Source organism: Thalassospira sp. TSL5-1 (genome assembly GCF_001907695.1).
In the GTDB taxonomy this organism is placed as follows: Bacteria; Pseudomonadota; Alphaproteobacteria; order Rhodospirillales; family Thalassospiraceae; genus Thalassospira.
Window position 1 is genome coordinate 559997 of record NZ_KV880637.1, and the last position, 20110, is coordinate 580106.

General features: G+C 54.0%; 17 protein-coding genes. 2 read left to right on the forward strand and 15 right to left on the reverse strand.

The window, feature by feature from the left end; genetic code table 11:
* Nucleotides 1-45: 45 nt before the first annotated feature.
* The 14 genes from fliF to LF95_RS02690 all read right to left on the reverse strand — a co-directional run bounded on the left by fliF (nt 46) and on the right by LF95_RS02690 (nt 17387).
* Nucleotides 46-1701, reverse strand: coding sequence for a flagellar basal-body MS-ring/collar protein FliF (gene fliF / locus LF95_RS02625; RefSeq protein ID WP_073953554.1), 1656 nt, complete (start codon nt 1699-1701; stop codon nt 46-48).
* Between the two features lie 299 nt (nt 1702-2000).
* Nucleotides 2001-3716: a flagellar hook-basal body complex protein gene (locus LF95_RS02630; RefSeq protein ID WP_073953555.1), complete on the reverse strand. Its 1716-nt coding sequence runs from the start codon at nt 3714-3716 to the stop codon at nt 2001-2003.
* Nucleotides 3717-3766: 50 nt separating this feature from the next.
* Nucleotides 3767-4627, reverse strand: coding sequence for a flagellar hook assembly protein FlgD (locus LF95_RS02635; RefSeq protein ID WP_073953556.1), 861 nt, complete (start codon nt 4625-4627; stop codon nt 3767-3769).
* A gap of 16 nt (nt 4628-4643) precedes the next feature.
* A complete protein-coding gene (locus LF95_RS02640) occupies nt 4644-6263 on the reverse strand; it encodes a flagellar hook-length control protein FliK (RefSeq protein ID WP_073953557.1) in 1620 nt (539 codons plus the stop codon).
* Between the two features lie 336 nt (nt 6264-6599).
* Nucleotides 6600-7145, reverse strand: coding sequence for a flagellar export chaperone FliS (gene fliS / locus LF95_RS02645; protein ID WP_073953558.1), 546 nt, complete (start codon nt 7143-7145; stop codon nt 6600-6602).
* Between the two features lie 53 nt (nt 7146-7198).
* The gene (gene fliD / locus LF95_RS02650; RefSeq protein ID WP_073953559.1) at nt 7199-9004 is read right to left on the reverse strand and encodes a flagellar filament capping protein FliD; all 1806 of its coding nucleotides are present in this window, start codon (nt 9002-9004) and stop codon (nt 7199-7201) included.
* Nucleotides 9005-9107: 103 nt separating this feature from the next.
* Nucleotides 9108-9506 carry a flagellar protein FlaG gene (locus LF95_RS02655; RefSeq protein ID WP_073953560.1) on the reverse strand — a complete coding sequence of 133 codons (399 nt, stop codon included), beginning with the start codon at nt 9504-9506 and terminating at the stop codon, nt 9108-9110.
* Nucleotides 9507-9593: 87 nt separating this feature from the next.
* A complete protein-coding gene (locus LF95_RS02660) occupies nt 9594-10874 on the reverse strand; it encodes a flagellin N-terminal helical domain-containing protein (protein ID WP_073953561.1) in 1281 nt (426 codons plus the stop codon).
* A 282-nt stretch (nt 10875-11156) separates the two neighbouring features.
* The gene (gene fliW / locus LF95_RS02665) at nt 11157-11627 is read right to left on the reverse strand and encodes a flagellar assembly protein FliW (protein ID WP_073953562.1); all 471 of its coding nucleotides are present in this window, start codon (nt 11625-11627) and stop codon (nt 11157-11159) included.
* Between the two features lie 113 nt (nt 11628-11740).
* A complete protein-coding gene (gene flgL, locus LF95_RS02670; RefSeq protein ID WP_073953563.1) occupies nt 11741-12931 on the reverse strand; it encodes a flagellar hook-associated protein FlgL in 1191 nt (396 codons plus the stop codon).
* 26 nt (nt 12932-12957) lie between these two features.
* Nucleotides 12958-15414 carry a flagellar hook-associated protein FlgK gene (gene flgK, locus LF95_RS02675; RefSeq protein ID WP_073953564.1) on the reverse strand — a complete coding sequence of 819 codons (2457 nt, stop codon included), beginning with the start codon at nt 15412-15414 and terminating at the stop codon, nt 12958-12960.
* 17 nt (nt 15415-15431) lie between these two features.
* Nucleotides 15432-15893: a hypothetical protein gene (locus LF95_RS02680; protein WP_073953565.1), complete on the reverse strand. Its 462-nt coding sequence runs from the start codon at nt 15891-15893 to the stop codon at nt 15432-15434.
* Nucleotides 15894-15897: 4 nt separating this feature from the next.
* Nucleotides 15898-16245: a rod-binding protein gene (locus tag LF95_RS02685; protein ID WP_073953566.1), complete on the reverse strand. Its 348-nt coding sequence runs from the start codon at nt 16243-16245 to the stop codon at nt 15898-15900.
* Nucleotides 16245-17387 (reverse strand): flagellar basal body P-ring protein FlgI, encoded by a 1143-nt coding sequence (locus tag LF95_RS02690; RefSeq protein ID WP_073953567.1) that lies wholly within the window; start codon nt 17385-17387, stop codon nt 16245-16247. The genes LF95_RS02685 and LF95_RS02690 overlap by 1 nt, the downstream gene beginning before the upstream one ends.
* Before the next feature lie 362 nt (nt 17388-17749).
* Here LF95_RS02690 and LF95_RS02695 point away from each other — a divergent pair, with 362 nt between their 5' ends.
* Together LF95_RS02695 and dksA are read left to right on the forward strand one after the other, a co-directional pair.
* The gene (locus tag LF95_RS02695; RefSeq protein WP_073953568.1) at nt 17750-18196 is read left to right on the forward strand and encodes a flagellar assembly protein FliX; all 447 of its coding nucleotides are present in this window, start codon (nt 17750-17752) and stop codon (nt 18194-18196) included.
* Between the two features lie 148 nt (nt 18197-18344).
* Entirely contained in the window at nt 18345-18761 is a 417-nt protein-coding gene (gene dksA, locus LF95_RS02700) for an RNA polymerase-binding protein DksA (protein ID WP_073953569.1), read from the forward strand.
* A gap of 451 nt (nt 18762-19212) precedes the next feature.
* Here dksA and flgH read toward each other — a convergent pair whose 3' ends face one another.
* The gene (gene flgH, locus LF95_RS02705; RefSeq protein ID WP_083607473.1) at nt 19213-20010 is read right to left on the reverse strand and encodes a flagellar basal body L-ring protein FlgH; all 798 of its coding nucleotides are present in this window, start codon (nt 20008-20010) and stop codon (nt 19213-19215) included.
* Nucleotides 20011-20110: the final 100 nt, after the last annotated feature.

The following is a 20110-nucleotide window of genomic DNA, read 5'->3' on the forward strand; positions in this document are numbered from 1 at the left end:
CCGGATCAGGAAAGTATCAAACAGGCAACATCACACCATTGGCGATCAGTTTTCCTGATAAAGCCAGTTGCGAATGATCGCCAGGGCCTCTTCCGGGTGTTTGTCGACAATTTCGCCAATCTTTTTGACAGACGATGCCTTCACCCGGCCTTCAACCTGCGAAATATTGATCAGCTCTTCATGCTCGTCATTCATGCTTGCCCCCGGGACGGGGGCCGGGCCCGCCAGGGCGGGCTGTCCGCCCTCGGTCATCATGCTGCCATCTTCGGACAGAAGCTGCCGCTGCGCCATGTCGGCGGCGCTGGGCAGGGTTTCAAAGGCACGGGTCAGTAGCGGACGGACCACCAGCAGGATGACCAGGATGGCGACAATCGCCAGCACCAGCATTTCAGCAATGCGGTAAACTTCGGTTTTGTCGAGCCCCAGGAAGGTATCAACCGGCGCATCGCTGAACATGTCGGATGTATCGGCAAATTTCATATTGATCACTTCAACCTGGTCGCCCCGGTTGGGATCATAGCCAATTGCACTGCGCACCAGGGCGGCAATCTTGTCCAGGTCCTGCTTGGAGCGTTCCTGATAAACCTTCTCGCCATTTTCGTTGGTGGTATAGGTTCCGTCTACCAGTACCGCGACGGTCACACGTGAAACTTCGCCAATTTCCTTGATACTTGTGGTCGTGGTTTTGGAAATTTCGTAATTGACCGTTTCTTCCGACCGGGTTTCCTGGCTGTTGCTGCCCGCATTGTTGTTGCCCAGATTGGGGTCGGGCAGGTTGTTTTGCAATGTGACAGGGTCGGAACCATCAGTTTCGGTGTTGGTCGAGGATTGATCCACAGTCTGGCTCGAACGCACAACCTGTTCATCGGGGTTGAAGCGTTCGTTGTTGGTCGTGATCTTGTCGAAATTCATATCGACAGAAACTTCGGCACGTACCTGGTCATATCCCAGCGAGCGCGACAGCAGGTCTTCGATGGTGTTGCGCAGGCGCGTTTCGTTGCGCACGCGCATTTCATTGGCGGTCTGGGTCAGGAAGGTGGCAGTTTGCTGTTCACCATCGCCCCGCGCCAGCAAATGCCCGCGTTCATCAATGATGGAAACCTTGCTGGGCACCAGTTGCGGCACGGCGGCCGCCACCAGATGCTGGATGGCGGCAATCTGTTCGGCATCCAGTTCCTTGCCCTGCAATTGCAGCGCGATCGAGGCACTTGGTTCCTGGGTTTCGCGTGAAAACATCTGGCGTTTGGGTAAAACCAGGTGGACACGGGCCTGTTTCACCGCCTGGATCGAGGCAATGGTCCGTGCCAGTTCACCTTCGAGCGCGCGAACATGGTTGATGTTCTGCTCGAAACTGGTCGAGCCCATGCCGTCCTGCTTGTCGAAAATTTCGTAGCCGACCGACCCACCCGAGGGCAGGCCTGCTTCGGCCATCGAAATGCGCATCCGGTTGACCTGGTCGGCGGGCACCAGAATTTCGGTACCCCCTTTAAGCAATTGATAGTCGATCTGTTGGGTTTCCAGGCGATCCACGATCTGCCCGGCATCGGCAGGGGACAGGTCACGATAGAGCAGTTCCATATTCGGCGCGGAAACACGCAGAATCAGAAACGCAAAAAACACAATCAACAATAGGCCCACGCCCGACAACGCCATCAGACGTGTCGGCCCCAGGCTCTTGAGAGTCTGTAAAATGCCGCCCATTCAGGCTGCTCCTATCCCGCTCGGTCGCCCCAATTCCCAAACTGGCAAGCTGTCATTGCCTAGCATCCCCTAACACGAATAGGGGGGCAAGTTGAAGAACAGGTTAACGACCGGCAAATTTTGCCCACTTGTGCCCCTATGCCGGGTCTTTCGGGTGCATCAATCCACATTATACCATGTAGGTATTCGCGCAGGAAAAAAAAAGCCCGGCCAAAAAAGCCGGGCAAGGTCCTAACAGCATAACTGTGGCAGAACGTGCCAAACCGGTCACGCGGGTGATAAACCCGCGTTTGCCCGGTTTAACGTTTCAACCGGATCAGCTCTTCAAGCATTTCGTCCGTTGTGGTGATGGTTTTGGTATTGGCCGAATAGGCACGCTGGGTCACGATCATGTTGGTGAATTCTCCGGCCAGATCCACGTTCGAGGATTCAAGGGCCGATGCCACCACCTTGCCCGCCCCGTTCTGGCCCGGTTCGCGCAACAGATAATCGCCTGATTCACGGGTCTGGCGGTAAACGTTGCCGGTATGGTGCTCAAGGGAATCGGGGGACTCAACGGTGGCAATCGCCAGTTTGTAGACCGGGCGTTTCACCCCGTTGGCAAATTCGACCTGCAAATAACCATCTTCGGTAAAGCCGTAATTCACCATCGTCCCGGCCCGGGCACCGTCCTGGTTAATATAGTGCGTGGTGTAATCGATCAGGTTGCCGTTGGCATCGGTGCCCGCAGCAAACTGGGTGATGCCGTCGGTCTGGCCGATGGTCCCGGCATCCAGGGTAAAGGAACTGGGTTCTGCGCCGTTGGTCCAGGTGATGCCGGTGATGGGCTGATCAACACGCGACAGGCCACCTTCATCGGTAAAGGTTTTAAGCGAACCATCGCCGTTAAAGGTTATGGTACCCGACGCGATCAGGCCGTTCGGATGCTGTGTCGAGTCAAGTTGACCTGCTTCAGTCGACCCGGTTAGCTCATAGCCCCATTTGTTCTGACCCAGCTTGACGATTTGCAGGTTCAGCTTGTGGGCTGTACCGAGAGAATCATAAACCGTAATTGGCAGACTGTTATTTGCCGTAATCGCACCCGAGGCAATATTGCCTGCACCCGGGGTAAAGGCCGGCGTTGTTGTCAGGGTGCCAATGCCAAGGCCTGCCAGCGGGGTATTGGTACCTTCGGCCAGGGTCAGGGTTTCTTCAGGGTCGGTCGAGGCAATGGACAGGGTATGGTTGGTGCTGGTGGTATCCACCTTCGCCGTTACGCCGGTCAGGGCTGAAATCTTGGTAGCGAGGCTGTTAAGGGTTTCACCCGCTGCAATGGTAACGGTCTGTGCTGCGCCGGTGCCAACCGCAATCGTGAAGGTGTCACCGGCATTGACGCCGGGCAGGGTGGTCAGATCGGTAGTGTCGGCATCAATACCAGCCGTGCTCGAGGTTGTCGGGGTGCCGTTCAGTGCGGTTTCATCCGAATTGAAGTTTGCGCCAAATTCGATACGGGTGGTCGAGGCGGCGGCTGTCAGGATGGAGTTGATGTCCAGAACCTGCAGGTCGCCTGCAGCCGAACTGTTCGACGAGGTGACATTACCGTTACGATCCAGAAGCTGGCCGTTACGGTCTGTTGCCCAACCCTGGACATAATAGCCAGCGGTATTTTTAAGCAGGCCGTTGTCATCGGGTTTGAAATCACCCGCACGGGTAAAGAACATCTCGCTATCCTCGCCCGGGGTTGCGGTGTCTCGCACCAGGAAAAAGCCGTCGCCCGAAATGGCCGCAGCCGTGGTCGACGAGGTTGCCTGCAGCAACCCCTGTTTGCTGATCAGGGCTGTCGGGTGAAACTGTACACCGCCCGGCGTGTATTTGGTGCCGGTGGCAGCCTGTGTCACAAGGGTCGAAAAACGACCCACTGTGCTTTTATAACCCACTGTATTGAGGTTCGAGATGTTGTCCGAAATAACGCCAAGGTTCTGACTTTGGGCGTTCAGGCCGGATACACCGGAAATCATTGCACCGAAAAGGCTCATTTTTATCTCCTGCGCTTACAGGCTGTTAGGTTTTTCAATTGATTATTCGATCAGGTATTGTTGTTGTCTGATGTTTGGTCGCCGCTGCCGGTCGTGTTGTCGGCAGTATCTTCGCTGGTGCCGCCGGTCTCGCCGTCGCCTGCCGTTCCGTCAGTGCCGCCGGTGCCATCCGTGCCTCCTGTGCCGGGTTTGTCGTCTGTCGGATTCGAGGCGAGTTTGACGTTGGTCAGGGTTCCAAATGGTACCGATACATCGCCGACGCGCAGATAAATGTCGTTATCACCAATATCGACACTGTCGACCTTGCCGACGATGCCAATCGAGACGCGGGCCGGGTTGCCTTCTTTGTCTTTGAAGGGTTCGCCAGACGTCGAGAGGGGTTGGACTTTCAGGGTATAGGCACCTGCTTCATCTTCTATGGCATCCCCGGAATTGTTCTGACCTTTCCAGGTGAAGTTTTGAACACCTTCGATGTTTTTTACTTCTTCGGCATAAACCGTTTTGCCATTCTGATCGACCACCGAAATCTTCGCGGCGGGCACTTGTGGTGAAATGCTGTATTTGAAGTTCAAAGGCTCGCCCGGTGTGTACCAGTTGGTATCGCCAACGGCCTCGATCTGTGCACCGACATAGGACAGGGCCGAAAGCTGGCGCTGCTGTCCCTGCATGGTCAGCAGGTTTTCAAGGTTTTTGTTGGTCTGAATTCCCTGTTCAACCTGGGCGAACTGGCTCAGCTGGTCGGTGAATTTGTCACTTTCCATCGGCGAGGTCGGGTCCTGGTTTTTCAACTGCGTTGTCAGCAGCGTCAAAAAGCTGTCAAAGTTTTGCGACAGCGACTGCGCCGCGCGTGACGAGGCCGCATTTGCGTTGGTACCCTGGAGACCGATATTGGTCATGGATGATACGGTCATCTGCTATCTCCGGTGTCTAAATGCGGATATCGACAAGGCCGTTGGAATTGATCCCGTACCCCACAGCCACATGCTGTGCCAGTTCGGCACCGCTGATAATGTCGCCGTCATTGGGGCGGGAAGCCACGCCACGTCCGGAATTTCCGGCCTGCTGTTGCGGGTTTTGGCCCTGTCCCCCGTCCTGGCGGTGTTCAAAGGTAAAACTTTGGGAATCGGCGTTCAGCCCGGCATCACGCAGGGCCTGCTGCAAACCCTTTACATCCTGGCGCAGCATATCAAGCGTTTGGCGATTATCAGCCTGGACCACGGTCTGAACCCGTCCGTCATGCGATATTTCCAGTTTCACATCGACCCGGCCTAAATGTTCCGGGCGGAGCTGTACGGAAATGCGATCTACCCCGTCGCCCGCAGCATTTTTAATATGGACGGCAACCTGTTGTTGCACGGTCTGGGCGGTGGCCGCCCCTTTACCGGCCTGCGTGGCGGCCTGGGCGGTGGCTGCGGCGTTTGCGCCATTGGCATTCTGTCCGGTCAGGCCAGTCACTGGGCCATTGGCATTTGTCCCGTCAACCGCCCCGACACCGGCATTGGCCGGGTTTTGCGCCTTGGCTGTGGCCGGGGTTGAGCCTTGCGGCGTTACGGCATTTTGCAGGGCGGCAAGATTTGCCATAGTGGTGTTAGTGGCCTGATGACTGGCATTGGCGGTATTGGACCCATTAGCCCCGTTGGCCGCAGCGTTATTGTTGCCATTCTGGTTGTTCGCACCTGCATTGGCACTTGTGCTGGCATCCGTTTTGCCGGCCCCCTGCTGTTTTAAGGCGGCTTCAAATCCGGCTTTGGCATCGGTACCTGTGGCGTCCCCCTCTGCAGGTGTGCCGGATTTGGCGGCAGCCTGCATGGTTTTGGCGGCTGCGCCATCTCCCTGCACGGCATTATTTGCCGAGGCCGATTGTGACAGCGCGGTTGAATTTAATAACGCATCCTTTGATGATCCGTCACCGGTCTGCATATTTGTGCCCTGTGTGCCAACGCCCATCGGCAGGCCAATATTGCTTTGGCTGGCAATAACGGGCTGGGTTGCAGCCGCCAGGGCTTCGGTCACAGTGGGGGTGCCATTAACGTCCAGTTCGTCCTGCGCGGTTCCGGTTTTGGCAGGTTTGCTCGTGTCCGCCAGTTTTTCGCCAGTTTCGGTGTCCTGGCTGTTTTCCGGTTTGGCCGTGTCGTTGGCGGCCGTTTTTTCTGCAGGTTTATCTTCTGTGCGCGTGTTGTCTGTATCGTTTGTCTGCTCTGCCGTTTTCGGCTTGTCTTTGTGGTGAACGTCTTCTTTGGTCGGGCTGTCGGCTTTTTGCGCCGGTTCGTCCGGGCGGTCACTTTTTCGTCCGTCCACATCGCGGTCGTCGCGTGCGCTCTCGCGAACAGGGGCACGGTCTTCACGGTCGTTGCGCGTGTCGCGCAAGGCGGTTTCCGTGGCGGCAGTATTTGCCGGTTGGGTCCGGGTGCGGGCCGCATTATTGGACCGTTCCGCCTGGACTTTGTCCATGACGTCGGCAAAGGCCACGCTGCTGCTGGCAGTTTGGTTCTGCGCAGGCACCGATATGGTTGGCGTGTTGATTTTATCGATCGCAGAGCTGTGCATGACACGGTCCCTTTTGTAAGTCTGCGATAGAGGATGCAAACATCGGGCCAGTTTCGTGCGTGCTGTAATCTCTTTTAAATCAGTACCTTAATCCGAGGTGGAGATGATCGGGCACTTTTTGCCGGTTTGCATCGGTGCCTGTTGCCCGGAACAGGGTAAAAAGAGCAGCGCGATCATGTCAGGAAAAGAATGAAGCGAAGGATACCGAAAGGGCGAAAACGGGAAGGAAGTTTTGCCTGCGGGACAAAAAATCCCCCGGTCCTGTGGATCGGGGGACATGAGCGCAAACTCTGCGCTTTTTTGTGCTGTCAAACTGTTATCTGCTGTCTGAGCAGGTCAGGCGGAAATCGAAATGCCCGACGGGCGTGGCGGTTGTTTATCACCTTCGTCTGATGATGCGACCGGTTTATTGCCAGCAGCTTCACCATCGGCTTGAGTCGCTTCGGGTGACAAATCCTGCTGTTCCGGGTTTCCATCCTTGGCATTTTGCATGGCCTGGCGTAATTCATCGCCCCCGCGCCGCGCCAGAATGGCCCAGGAATCCCGCATTGGCGTCAGCAGGCCAATAACATCCTGTGCTGCCTGTGGGTCGTTATGTCGGTCAACCTTCATTAGGTGCACCAGCGAAAACCGGTAAATTTCCTGCAGGTTGCGGGCAATTTCGCCACCCTGATCCAGGTCGAGTGTTCCTTGCAGGTGGGCAATAATGTCCATTGCTTTGCAATTGGCATTGCAACGTGCCTGAATATCGTTTGCTTCAATCGCCTTGATGGCTTCCTGCAATACGGATATTGCCTTGTTATACAGCATGTAAACCATTTGGGCCGGCGATGCCGTGTTGACCTGCTGGTCGCCATAGGCTCGGGCTGCGTTTGTATTCATGCCATATTCCTTGATCGTCTAAACACGGAAATCGAAAAAACGGGATCGATTTCTTACTTATCTTTCTTGCCAGCCGCCATCAACTCGCTAAGCGAGTTCTGAATGTTTTTAAACTTGGCAAGAGACTGTTCCATATTGATGAATTTGTTCATCATGACTTCACGCTGGTTGGCAATGCGCATGTCAATGCCATCGATTTTCTTTTTAAAACTTTTGTTTTCTTTTTCAAAAGCTTCGATGCCCTGATGGAGGGTGCCGTTTTCGCTGTCGAGCATCCCTTTCATTGCAAAGTGCATGCGTGATGCCAAACCAACCGATGTCGTGATGGTGCCTGTTTCGGTTTTATCATCGCCGCCATTATAAAACAGCTTTAAACCGTCGGCCGTCGTTAAAGTGTCACCGTTGATGGTGGCATTCTGTGGGTCGCCGCCATCCTGTGTATAGGTTGCACTGGTAATATTGCCAGCGGCATCCTTGGTGACAGAAAACTTGTAAGATGCGGCATTGGTGTTGCCGGTAAAGCTGGTCATGATCAAAGACGGATTGTCCGTAACCGACTTGAAACCAAACAATTCAGAAACTTCATCCGCATTGTTGATCAGCGTGTCGTTCAGCTTGCTTTCGTCGAGAACAAGCGTACCTGCGGTATATTTGCCCTTCTCGCTGCTGTCGGCTTGGGCGTCAGCTATCGACTTAAACGTAATACCAATTTGTGCAAGTACTGATATGTCAGAATCTTCTGACGTTGTCCGGAACGGTGTCGCTCCGGCGATCGCCTGAAGGGTACTTTCAACCGACTTTGCCGTGGAATTGCCCAGCAGAACCGAGCCTTCTGCAGCCTTATTATTTGCCGGGTCCACATAGGTTTTTTCGTTGATGAAGGATTTGACCGCGTTATAGGCATCTACAAAGCCAACGATGGCGTTTTTGGCTTTGCTCAAGTCCTGTTCGATGGAAACATTGATTGTTGTGCCGGGTTTGGCGTCGAACAGGCTGATCGACATGCCATCGACCAGATCGTCAATATTGTTTGACGACCGCGTAATCGTCACACCATCCATCGTGAATTGCGCATCATTGCCCGGGTCAATTTCCTGGTCACTATTGATGAGCATCGTGCCAGAGCCGTCATCCTTGAGGATGCCCATATTCTGAAGCACATTGCCACTGTCATCGGACAGAGTCATGCGATTTGGCGAGCCTTCGTCTGTCGAGGTCAGGATAAGGGTGGATTGCCCCTCAGCCACCTTGACGACAGAGGCCTGAACTCCGGTCTTGCTGGATGTCGCGTTAATTTTGTCGCGTACATCCCGCAGCGTGTCGGTGTCGGTCACTTCAATCTGAACAGATCCCTTGGAGGTGCCGACAGAAAATGTCCCGGTGCCAATGGCAGTGCCGCCACCATTTGTCGTCGTGCTCAGGGCGTCTGTGGGGTTTGCGCCAAGGGTCTCCGAACCAACCTTGTGTTTGGAGGCAATCTGCGAAATTTCGAATTTGTAATTGCCCGTTGCAGCATTGTTATTCGCGCTGACGGATATCAGATTGCCAGCATTGCCATCCGCCGATGAAACGAAAGCCTGTTTCGAGGCAAACGTATCCTTGGATTTATCAAAGCTCGCCTCGCCGTAAAGTTTGTCAATCGAGGTCTGTAAGGTTTTGACAAGGTCCTGCAACTCGCGCAGGCTAGTTACTTTCGTATCGTTTGACTCGATGCGTTTTTCAAGTGTGTCAGCCGGGATGCGGCGTGCCTTCATCATCTGGTCAACAACATTGACAAAGTCAATGTTGGAACTCAGCCCCGAAAGCTGAATTCGGCCATTCTCGCCGACATAGACGTTATTTAAATTGACGCCACTCATGATGCGTCTCCCGGTAACATAATGTTGGGCAAATTTTGCCCGAAAACGATGATGCGCTAATCGTTACGCAAATACCATGCCTGTTCCGTCATGATAACAGATTTCAGGCTTCTTCGTTTACAAAGGTACCGAGGTAATCACGGATTTGGGAAAACAGCTTTTGAAGTTCTTTTGACGGAATTTCGCGAAGAACCTCGCCGTTTGAGCGATCTGTTACCTTGGCAATAACGCGTCCGGTATCGCGGTTGAAATTCAGTTCAACCCGATAATTGTCAATCGAGCGATCCGGAAGGTCAAGGTCGGCAAAGGCCTGTTTTAACTGATCTGTCGCATCAATCGGAGCAATATCCCCAGATGCCTGATATCTTGATACCGGTGCGGGGGCCGAAGCCACCGAATTTACAGAGGGCTGGCTTGAAGAAGAAACACCTAAAGCCGCAGCAGAGCCGGTTGAAGAAGAACCGGAACCATGAAGCGGCGATACAGATTGTGTAATTTCCATTTAAGCCTCCCATGCCGATAAAATCGACAAAGGATAATCCGTAGAAGGAACGGGGGACCAGCCCCCGTTCCGTCACGAATATCCGGATTACTGCAACAGACGCAGCAGGTTCTGCGGCATCTGGTTGGCCTGTGCCAGCATGGCAACACCAGACTGGACCAGCACCTGTTTCGAGCTGAACTTGGTCATTTCCGACGCAACGTCAAGATCCATCAGGGTCGACCGGGCAGCTTCAGTATTTTCCTGTGTGGTCGACAGGTTCTGAGCGGCAAAGTCAAGGCGGTTCTGGAACACACCGACCTTTGCACGAGCGGTCTGCAGATCGTTGATCGCGTTACCAACTGTTTCAATCGCAGATTTTGCGTTGGTCTGGCTGTTCAAGTCACTAGCTGACAAAGCTGTTGTGCTAGAACCACCTGCGCCGCTTGTACCAAGCGTAGCGGAATTGACTGAATCCAGAGTAATTGTGAACCGGTCATTCGCCGTGTTACCAGAACCAATCTGGAATTCAACCGGATCCAGAGTGGCGGTTGCTGTTGAGGCACGTGTGGTAATTGTACGATTCGCTGCGGCGGAACTGTTGGCCGTAGCATCATTCGTCCAGTCGTTGGCCGTTGCGCCGTTAGACTGATCTACGGTCTGCGAAAAGTTTTCATTAACGGTCAGCGTGATGCCAAGTTCATCGAAGTTAAAGTCTTGGGTTTCACCGGCGCCAAGTGCTTGGCTGCCCCCTGTTTTAGCAAAATTAGTCACGTCAATTGATTGACTCGTACCCGAGGTCGTATCCTTCAACGTCAAGACTGTGCTGCCGTTAACATCCTGCAAGTTAAATTCAATATCAGAACCACCAACTACAGACGTATTGCTACCAAAAGTCAATTTCTGGATACCAGAAGCTGCTGTGACATCAGAGCCAATAGCGGCAGGGTCGACTTCAACCCCGGCAACAGAGCCCAACAATTGCTTGTCGTTGAATTTGGTAGTACCAGCGATACGGTCAATTTCGTTTGTCAGACTACCATATTCGTTATTGAGGAAGCCACGTTCCACGTCGGACAAGTTGCCCGAAGATGCCTGAACAGCGAGGCTTTTCATACGAACGAGAACGTTGTCGATAGTTGCCATACCACCATCGGCGATCTGCAGCATCGAGTTGGCCTGGCCAACGTTAACGGTTGCTGTTTTGAGCGACTGGCTTTCCGCATTCAGGCGGGCACCAATGGCCATCGAGGCAGCGTCGTCACGGGCGGAAACAACACGGGTACCCGAAGACAGCTTGGCGAGCGACCGGGTCGCTGCTTCATCAGAAGCCGTGAGGTTACGGTGTGCAACGTTGGCAGCGTAGTTGGAAATAATGTTCAAAGCCATAGTGATATACTCCTACATGGATCACTTGCAATTGGCGATCTTGCCAATCAAACCCGGCGATTTCGCCGGAAGGCTCCGAGATCTTCTTGATCAGGGATTGCCGATTCGATAGTCAAAATATACCCAACTGCGAAGATAGAGTCTACTGTTATTTGAAATCCCGAATTATGCAAAGATAATCATGGGTTTCGGGGTTTTCTCGCCAGAAACGTGCGGTTTGGGCTGGCGAAAAACGGGGTCAACAAAGCGAAAACGAGTCCCGCTTTGCCTCAAAGATCGGGCTCAGATGTCGTGCTGAACAGGATATTTGTCATGCGGCATAATATGCTGCCACGCAATCTGGCGGGTTGTATTGACAATGACCGGTGCCTGGAGATTAACCGACATGGCATATCCCTGATCATTTCCTGTGGGGCGCACCGTGACAATCAGAAGGATCGCCATATCTTCCTCGGGGATCGCCAGGCTTTTGGCTGCCCGTTCAAGATCTGCGGCATCGTAAATCCCGCTTTCGGGGTTATATGGCGCGATGATGAAGGACAGATCGGCGTCCGTCAGGCTTTGGTAAAGTTTGAACTGGTCCAGGCTTTTACCCGGAATATTGGCAAGGCCAAACACATGCTGGTCAGTAAAGCCCAGCAGGCCGACGGGCATGTAAATCGCCTTGTCCCACAGAAATTCGATATCGCCAAACCGTGTTTCAACAAGGATCGATTTGGGTACATTGGCGTCTTGCGTTGGCTGCGTGGTCATTTGCTGTGGTCTTTCCCCAAATATAGCGCCCTTGGGCGGAAGTTTTAAAACATGTGATGCCTGATGGCAGCTTCGTCAAGTTTGCGTGTTGCTTCCATGTTTTAAATCAACGCTTACCGCAAATAATTCACGAGAGAAATATCCGAAGTCTTGGCAATTGCCATGAAACTGGCCTGCAGGGCGGTTGTATGTTGTTCAACCTCGATCAGGGTTAGAGGCACATCGACATTTTCGATGTCGGAAATGGCATTATTGGCAAAAACTTCAAAGTCACGGTGCTGTGATTCAACGCTTTCGACATTTTTTGTATCAATACCGATTTTTGACCCGACATTGGGCAGGTTTTCAATCGCATATTCGATGTGCCCCAGTGCCATACGTAAAGAATCTTCGTCGGTGGTTGAACTGACAATACGCAAACTGGCAATCAGGCTGGCAAAGGCCGGGTCATCGGCACGGACCCCGTAATTAACGGAATAATCTTCATCCACACGCGCCGACAGGTGTTTCTGATCGCCCTGATAATAGCCGGTTTCGGCGCTCAACGCGGGATTATGCGATAATCCATCCAACAGATTGCCGCCCCCGGTTTCGCTAATCGACATCGGGTTGCCGGAAAAATCCTCGATCACCAGGCGATAGTTGTTTGAGCCGGGGTCGGCGCGTACTGATGCTACGGCTGGCGGTGGTGAAAGCTGATTGATCTGGTTGACGAGGTCTTTAAGGGTATCGGTCGGCGCATATGTTATCGTTTGCCCGTTAATGTCCAGGCTGCCTGCGGTCGTGCCCCCTATTGAACCCAGTGTTGCCGTGTCATAACCTGTCACCTTGGCAAAATAGGTGTCGGGAACGGGCGATTGCTCGAGATTGACCGGGGGCGAATCGGTTGTCGCCCCGCCAAACAGGTATCGGCCATCCAGCGTTGAGTTGAGCAGTGAATTCACCTGGGCCATTGCCTGACGACCTTCCTCGTCAAGGTTAAGGTCATCGGCCTGCGAATTGCTCAGCCCCTGCAGGAGCAGCGTTTTCATACGCGTAGCAATATCGGACATCGAGGAGGTTGCCGATTCCATGTTTTGCAGGCGCAATTTTACCTGGGTGATATTGTTCATGTACTGGCTGTTACGTGTCAGCGACCCTTCCAGATTCAACAACTGTTGTGTATCGCTGGCGATACCGGAATAGGTGCGCGATTTGACACCACCAGAAGCCTGATTGCTCAGTTCGGCAACTTTTGCCGCATTGCTCTGCGCCAGATTGCTGAGCAGGGTGTGGCTGGTATAGGTCGCAACCCGTGTTACCATTTCAACTCTCCTTTGCGAGCGGTATCTTAAACCGCCCTGAGCAAGGCATCAAACAATTCATCGACCGTCGTTATCACTTTCGCCGAGGCCGAGTAGGCCCGCTGAAAGATGATAAGGTCCGACATTTCCTCGTCAAGGTTAACCCCGGCTTCATTTTGAATTCGGGTATCAAGGTCGGTGGCTATCGAATTCTGGAATTTGTTTTGGTCGGCGGCGGTGGCGGCCTTTGTTGATGCGGTGCTGATGATGCTGGCGGCATAGTCGATCAGCGAGGTTTTTTCAGGTGACAGGCCCCCTGCGGCATCAAAATTGATATCGTTGCGCGCAAGTGACCCGGCAAGTCTGGCCGAAGATGAATTATCACCTTCGCGAATGCCATAGGGGATGCCCAGACCCAGTGTTTCGACCAGGCTTTTTTGTGTCGCACCCGCAGCCGGCATCGAGGCAAAATTATCGGTAATATACATCGAGTCGCCATCTGCATCCTGCACCCGCAATTTATAGGTGCCAGCCGCGCCATCAAAATACACTTCGGCATTGATGTTATTATCGGTCAGGGTGGAATCGGCATTGATGCGTGCGGCAATTGAGTTAAGCGAGTCGGTGCTGCCATTATAGGAAATCGGCACGGTGCCAAAGGGGCCGACAACATTAAGGGTATAATTTGTGCCCGCCGGGGCCGGCGGGGTTGCCGGGGTACCCAGACCGGGGATCGAGGCCGCCGGATCAGCAATTACAACACCGCCAGAACCGGTTTTTGATTCATAAACGTCGGCATTGAGCGTCCCACGCGACAGGCGTGCCGGATCATTGAGAATGTCGTGCGACACCGTCATGCTGCCCGACATGTTTGGCTGGTCTTCGGTCAGGCCGATTGTTTTTGATAAATTGCCCGTATCGGTGACTTTCATATTGGCATCGTTGGCAATCACCAGGCGGGAGCGGTCACCATCCTGGGTGACATAGACCATGTTTTCGGCCTGTTCGGCTGTGAGGCCAAGGCTGCCTGTCAATTGTGCACGCAGCTTGTTCTGGATGGTGGTCAAACTGTCGGAATTGGCATAGGTGATCGACAGTGTGGGAGAAAGCACACTGGAGCTGCCCGCAGCAAAAGTCAGTGTCCCGGAAACACCCAGCGCGCGGGTCGCATCTGACAACGGTTTTGAAGTCATGGTGCGGGAATTTTTGGCCGTGGTGAACAGGTCATTGAGGCCAAAATAATGCGACAGGCCCTGGCTGCGCCCGTCACTCGTCGTAACAGCGCTGTCCAGCTCGTTGATGGCAACACGGTTGCCGTTCTTGCCTTCAACCACCAGGCGACCGTCGGCAATTCTTGCCTGCAAGTCCCCCCCAACCCCGGACGAATTGATGGCCGAAACCAGATCATTGATGGTAGCCGGGCTGGGCAGGGTTGAAAGGTCGATATCCGAATAGCTGACAATATCGCCCGCTGAATCAAGGGCTGCCACACGGAATGTGCCGGTGCCTGAAAAAAGGTCGGTTCCTTCGATCTGGCGTGCCCCGGTCATGTTGGTGGGCGGCGGAAAGGCGGTTCCTTTATTGTGTTCTTCGTTAATGGCATCACGCAACTGGATGGCAAGTTCATTGATCTGATCGGCCAGTTGCGGCAGGTCCTGGTCGCGCATGTCGATCAGGCCGCGCAGGGTGCCGGTCTTGATTTCGTTGGTGATATCTACGCCATCAAGCGTGATGTTAGAACCGCTGGAGCCGGGTTCATAACCGGCTGTGGGCGAAAAGCTCAGCGGTATCGGGCTGCGGTCCAGCAACGGACGCGAGCCGTTGGCTGTGAAGATCACCATCGACCCATCGTCACGGGTATAGGTGGATGTATTGATGATTTTGGACAGCGCATTGACCTTCTGGTCGCGTTGATCGCGTAGTTCTGTTGTCGGCTGGTCGATATTGCCCAGTCGAACAATATCGGTATTCAGTTTGGCTATCTGGCTGAGAAGCTCGTTGGCCTGGTTGACTTCCTGGCTGATCCGGTCATCGGCATTGCCGCGCAGACCCTGGATCTGGTCGGAGAGTTTGCCAAAAGAATCCACAAGCTGGGTTGCCGCAGCCAGCACCTGCACTTTGGGCGAGTTTTGTTCGGGCGAACTGTTGAGCTGTTCAAACGCGTCGGAAAGATTGCTGATGCGCTGGCTGATGGCCGAATTTGATTTTGGCGTGCCAAACAGCACCTGTACGCGCTGAAAAAATTCGTCACGGACTGATGCCGTTCCGGCCTTGCCCAGTTCACCGCGCAGTTCGGCCTGCAGCCCCGTATTCACATTGCGGGTAATGGAGCTAACGGTCACGCCGGCCCCCTGACCATTCAGGGTCAGAGATTCCTGACCGGCATATTTGCGCGAATAGCCAGGTGTATTGACGTTGGCGATGTTTGACGACGTGATCGCGATCCGCGATTGTGCGGTGTTCAATCCGGTAATGGCGGAATTAAGAGCCTGTGTCAGTGACATGGTTTTTTCCCCGGACCTTAAAACGTTTCGTTCAGGCTGATCGATAGGGTGCTGCGGCTTTTGCCTGTATTGTAACCACGGGCGGCCGGGCTGTTGACATAGCCGCCACGGTTATAGGTCGTGACCTGTTCATTGGCCTGGCTTTTGACGGCCTTGACGATGGTGTCAATCATGCGCTGATTGGTGATTTCGGCTGCTTTCAGGGCGCGCATATTGCGTTTGGCCGCATCCTGAAAAAGGGCATGAAGGTCGCGCAGTTCGTCTTTTTCCTCTTCGGGCAGGGCTTTTAGCTCTTCCGCACGGGAGCGCAGTTGTTGGGTCAGCTGTTCATACTGCATCGACAGGGCAGATTTTTCCGATACGAACCGGTCATATTCGGCCGTGTCCAGGGTGCGCATGCCGTCGGTTTCACGCTCCAGCAGCGAAATCAGGTCATAAGTGACGCTTTTTAGCTCAATGACCATTTCTTCGGTTGTCATGATATCAGGCTCCCTGCGTCTTGAGGATTTCGCGTGTCACAGCATCTGCAATTCCCAGGCCACCGGCATTGGTCATTTTCTCGGCGTATTGATCCACCATCATGGAGCGGAACATTGTTTCACCATGACCGCCGCCAAAATTGGGATCAGTTTGAATCCCGGCAAACATGTGGCCCAGCATCTGCGAGAGAAACATGCTTTCAAATTTTTTGCCGGCTTCGCGTGCGGCTTCGACACTTTTGGTTTTGCCCGCGCCGAGCGCACTGACTTCCGAAGCGATAGAAGATGCCTTGCCCGACTGGGCACTGATCTGAGCCTGCGCCATCAGGGCGCTTGAACCATCAATCATCATTACATCACCTCGATTTCGGCCTGAAGGGCACCGGATGCCTTGATGGCCTGCAAAATTGTAATCATGTCGCGCGGGCCAACGCCCAGGCTGTTGAGGCCGCTGACCAGTTCCTGAAGCGTCACACCGGTATCGAGAATGCCCAGTTTTTTGTCGGCACCCTCATCGACCTGCACGTCAGTACGCGGAACGGTGGTGGTGGTCCCCCCCTGCGAGAAGGGCGAGGGTTGCGAGACTTGCGGGGTTTCCGTAACCCGGATTGTCAGATTGCCCTGGGCAATGGCAACGCGGTTGATGCGCACATTCTCGCCCATCACGATGGTGCCGGTGGATTCATCAATCACCACCTTGGCAATCTGGTCGGGTTCAACGCGCAGCTGTTCAATATCGGTCAGCAGGGCAACGACATTTTTCTGGTAGCGATCCGGCACGCTCAGGCGCACGGTGCCCGGGTCGCTGGGGCGGGCGGCGACTTCGCCCAAATAGGCGTTGACCGCGTTGGAAATGCGGCGGGCCGTGGTGAAATCCGGGTTGCGCAGAACAATCGTCATATTGTTCATCGCATTCAGATTAAAGTCGATTTCGCGTTCAATAATCGCCCCATTGGCGATGCGCGCGGCGGTCGGTACGCCCTTGACCACGGTTTGGGCGTTGCCCTGCGCGCTAAAGCCGCCGACAGCAACCGGGCCCTGGGCCACGGCATAAACCTCGCCATCGGCACCGACCAGGGGGGTCACCAAAAGGGTTCCGCCTTGCAGACTGTCGGCAGTGCCAATGGCACTGATATTAACGTCAATCTTGGAACCCTGGCGGGAAAAGGGCGGCAGGGTGCTTGTCACCATCACTGCGGCAATGTTGTCTGATTTGATATTTTCAATCTGATCGCGAACGTTGATGCCCAGCCGTTCGAGCATGGCAACCATGCTCTGGCGGGTAAACTCCGCGTCCTTCATATCGTCGCCCGTCCCATTCAGGCCCACAACCAAACCATAACCGACCAGCATGTTGTCACGCACGCCTTCAAAATCGGCGATATCCTTGATGCGTGACTGCGCTTGCGCGCTGGATAGCGGGGCCAGGGCGAAAATGCCCAGTGCCGCGACAATCGCTGCCTGAAATGCAAATTTGCCAAGACGCTTGATCATGGTTGAGTGTTCCGCTGTGTCTGGGGCGACAAAAATCGCCGGTTAACTGGTGGTGCATCCGCAATTGGATGCCCGCGTCAGGAAATAAGCGAAAAACGTGCCAATCGAGCATTTGCGGGGGCTGTGTGAAGGTATTTTAGACTTTTTCCAGTAAATGCAGGTCTTTACCGGGCTGAAAAGGTGTGGGCTGGCCGGGCTTCACGATGACCCGGCATTTTTTTCCGGTTGCCCCGGCGGCTTGTTTCAGGAAGACTCGACAAATTCCCGATTTGACGCCAGATAGGGGATGTAAACACATATTGGTCAGCATTCCTTGTTGGCATATGGATTGGCGCAGGACGCATAGCAAGGCAGTAAGCATCATGAAGGTAAGCGGATCAAAAGGCACGACATCGGGTGCAGCGACACGCAAGACCACAGGCGCCGGTGGTTCAGGAGAGGGATTTGCCAATGTCATGCGCTCCAGCGGGCAGGGTGCCGAACGTGCGGCAGGTGCCGGTGGGCTTCATGCGCCGTCATCGGTTAGCGCCCTTGATGCTTTGCTGGCCCTGCAACAAAGTGGCGATGCGCTGGATTCTCCGCGCAAACGCTCGGTTGCCCGTGCCAAAACCCTGCTAGATCAGCTTGAGCGTGTGCGCAATGCTCTTTTGGGTGGGGGGCTTCCCGCATCACAATTGGCGCAACTCGTTGATGTGGTGGGAAAACAGCGCGAAGAAATTGATGATCCCGCCCTGTCAGAGGTTCTTGACGAGATCGAGTTGCGCGCCCGGGTTGAATTGGCAAAACTGGATGTTGCCGGTTTGCGTTAGGCGTGGCAAAAGGTCCTATGTGACTGAATTTAAGTCATTTTCTTGGGATGTCTCGATTAATTTGGCGAAATTGTTCAATCAGCTTGCACCTATAGGCTGCTACCTCTATATTCCCGCGCGATCGGTGAGTCCTGTATAGAGGGCATACATGACTATCACGTTACCACCTGACTATCGTCCCGCCGAGGACGAAGAGTTTATGAACCCGCGTCAGCGGGAATATTTCCGCCAGAAGCTGTTGGCCTGGCGGGCAGAACTTTTGCACGAATCTTCAGAAACACTGGCAAATCTTCAGGACGGAGGATTGCAAGAACCCGATCTTACTGACCGCGCTTCTGCGGAGACCGAGCGGGCACTTGAATTGCGGACGCGTGATCGTGCGCGCAAGCTGATTTCCAAGATTGACGCCGCTCTGCGCCGTATTGAAGACGGATCCTATGGTTACTGCGAAGAAACTGACGAACCGATCAGCCTGAAACGTTTGGAAGCCCGTCCGATTGCGACCCTGAGCATCGAAGCCCAGGAACGTCATGAACGGATGGAGCGGACCCGCCGCGACGATTGAGTCTTGCGGTCAAAAATACGGCAAAAACGGGAACTTAAAATCAATACCGTTGCCGGATAAGACATGTTTCTTGTGGGAGAAACGCTTTGACGGGGATACCCCAAAACGGGATCGGCCTAAAATGGGCCGGTCCCTTTTTTATCTGATCTTTATTAAAGCATTTTGCCCTTGATCAGGCGCATTGTTCGGGCGGACACCGCCAATATCGGTATGTTGTCAAACGGTGTAATGTCGCGAAACGTCGTCGAAAAAAAAACTTTGAACTTAGCCCCGTTATGTTCTCGGCCCCTTCCTCGCCAGACAGAAGGTTTTCTCCGGCAGAATGTCGCAAATTAAAGACAAATCGCTTGAGCTTCTGCACAAATAAAAACCGGCCGGCACCAGGGTGCCAGCCGGTATTCGGGGCGGGCGACAGTGCCCGTGCGGAACCCCGAAGCCTTTAAAAGACGGATCAGAACGGCAGCAGAATATCCATGATCTCGCTGCCATAGCGGGGCTGCTGGACATCCGAAATCGTACCACGACCACCATAGGAAATGCGGGCTTCTGCGATTTTGTCGTAAGAAACCGTATTGGTGGATGTGATATCCGCAGCACGGATCACGCCAGCCACCTGAACCTCGCGCACTTCCGAGTTAACGCGAATTTCCTGGCGTCCATGAATGACATAGTTGCCGTTGGGTAAAATCTGTACAATGATCGCCGCGACCTTCAGATCGATTGATTCAGTGCGGTCCAGCGTGCCGCCGCCTGAATTTGATGTATTGCTGTTGATACTAAACAGATTGGCCGGGTTAACCGTTTCGGGCAGAACTTTGGTGATCTGGCTTTCCAGACCCAAAAGTGACGGCGCTCCCATACCTTCGGTATTTTTTCGGGTGCGGGCGGTGGTGTTGGCCAGTTTCGCCTTGTCATCAATTGCGATGCTGACGGTTAGAATATCCCCCACCTGGCTGGCGCGCTGATCCTTGAAAAAGGATCGTGCGCCCGTGCGCCACAGCGAATTGGGGTTGTTTTCGGCAACCTGTGGGGCGGGCATGGGCATGCTGACCGGGCGGTAGCCCGGTGATTGTGTCGGGTTATTGATGCCCGACAGTTTCGGGGCTTCCCCAACTTCCGAAAGCCGTCGCATGGTATTGCAGCCTGACAACAGGGCTGTGGCACAAATCAGTGAAACGGCAACCGCCATTTTGGGAAAGCGGTTACTGCGCCGGGTCGGCACTGTTTGCTGTGATATGAAGTCGGTCATTTTATCCTCCTGGGTTCCGCACCTAAATAACTAGCAACCGGCGTGCCAGTTATGGAGCCAAAGACAGGGCAAAGCTTGCCGGGCTCGGTTTACATCACTG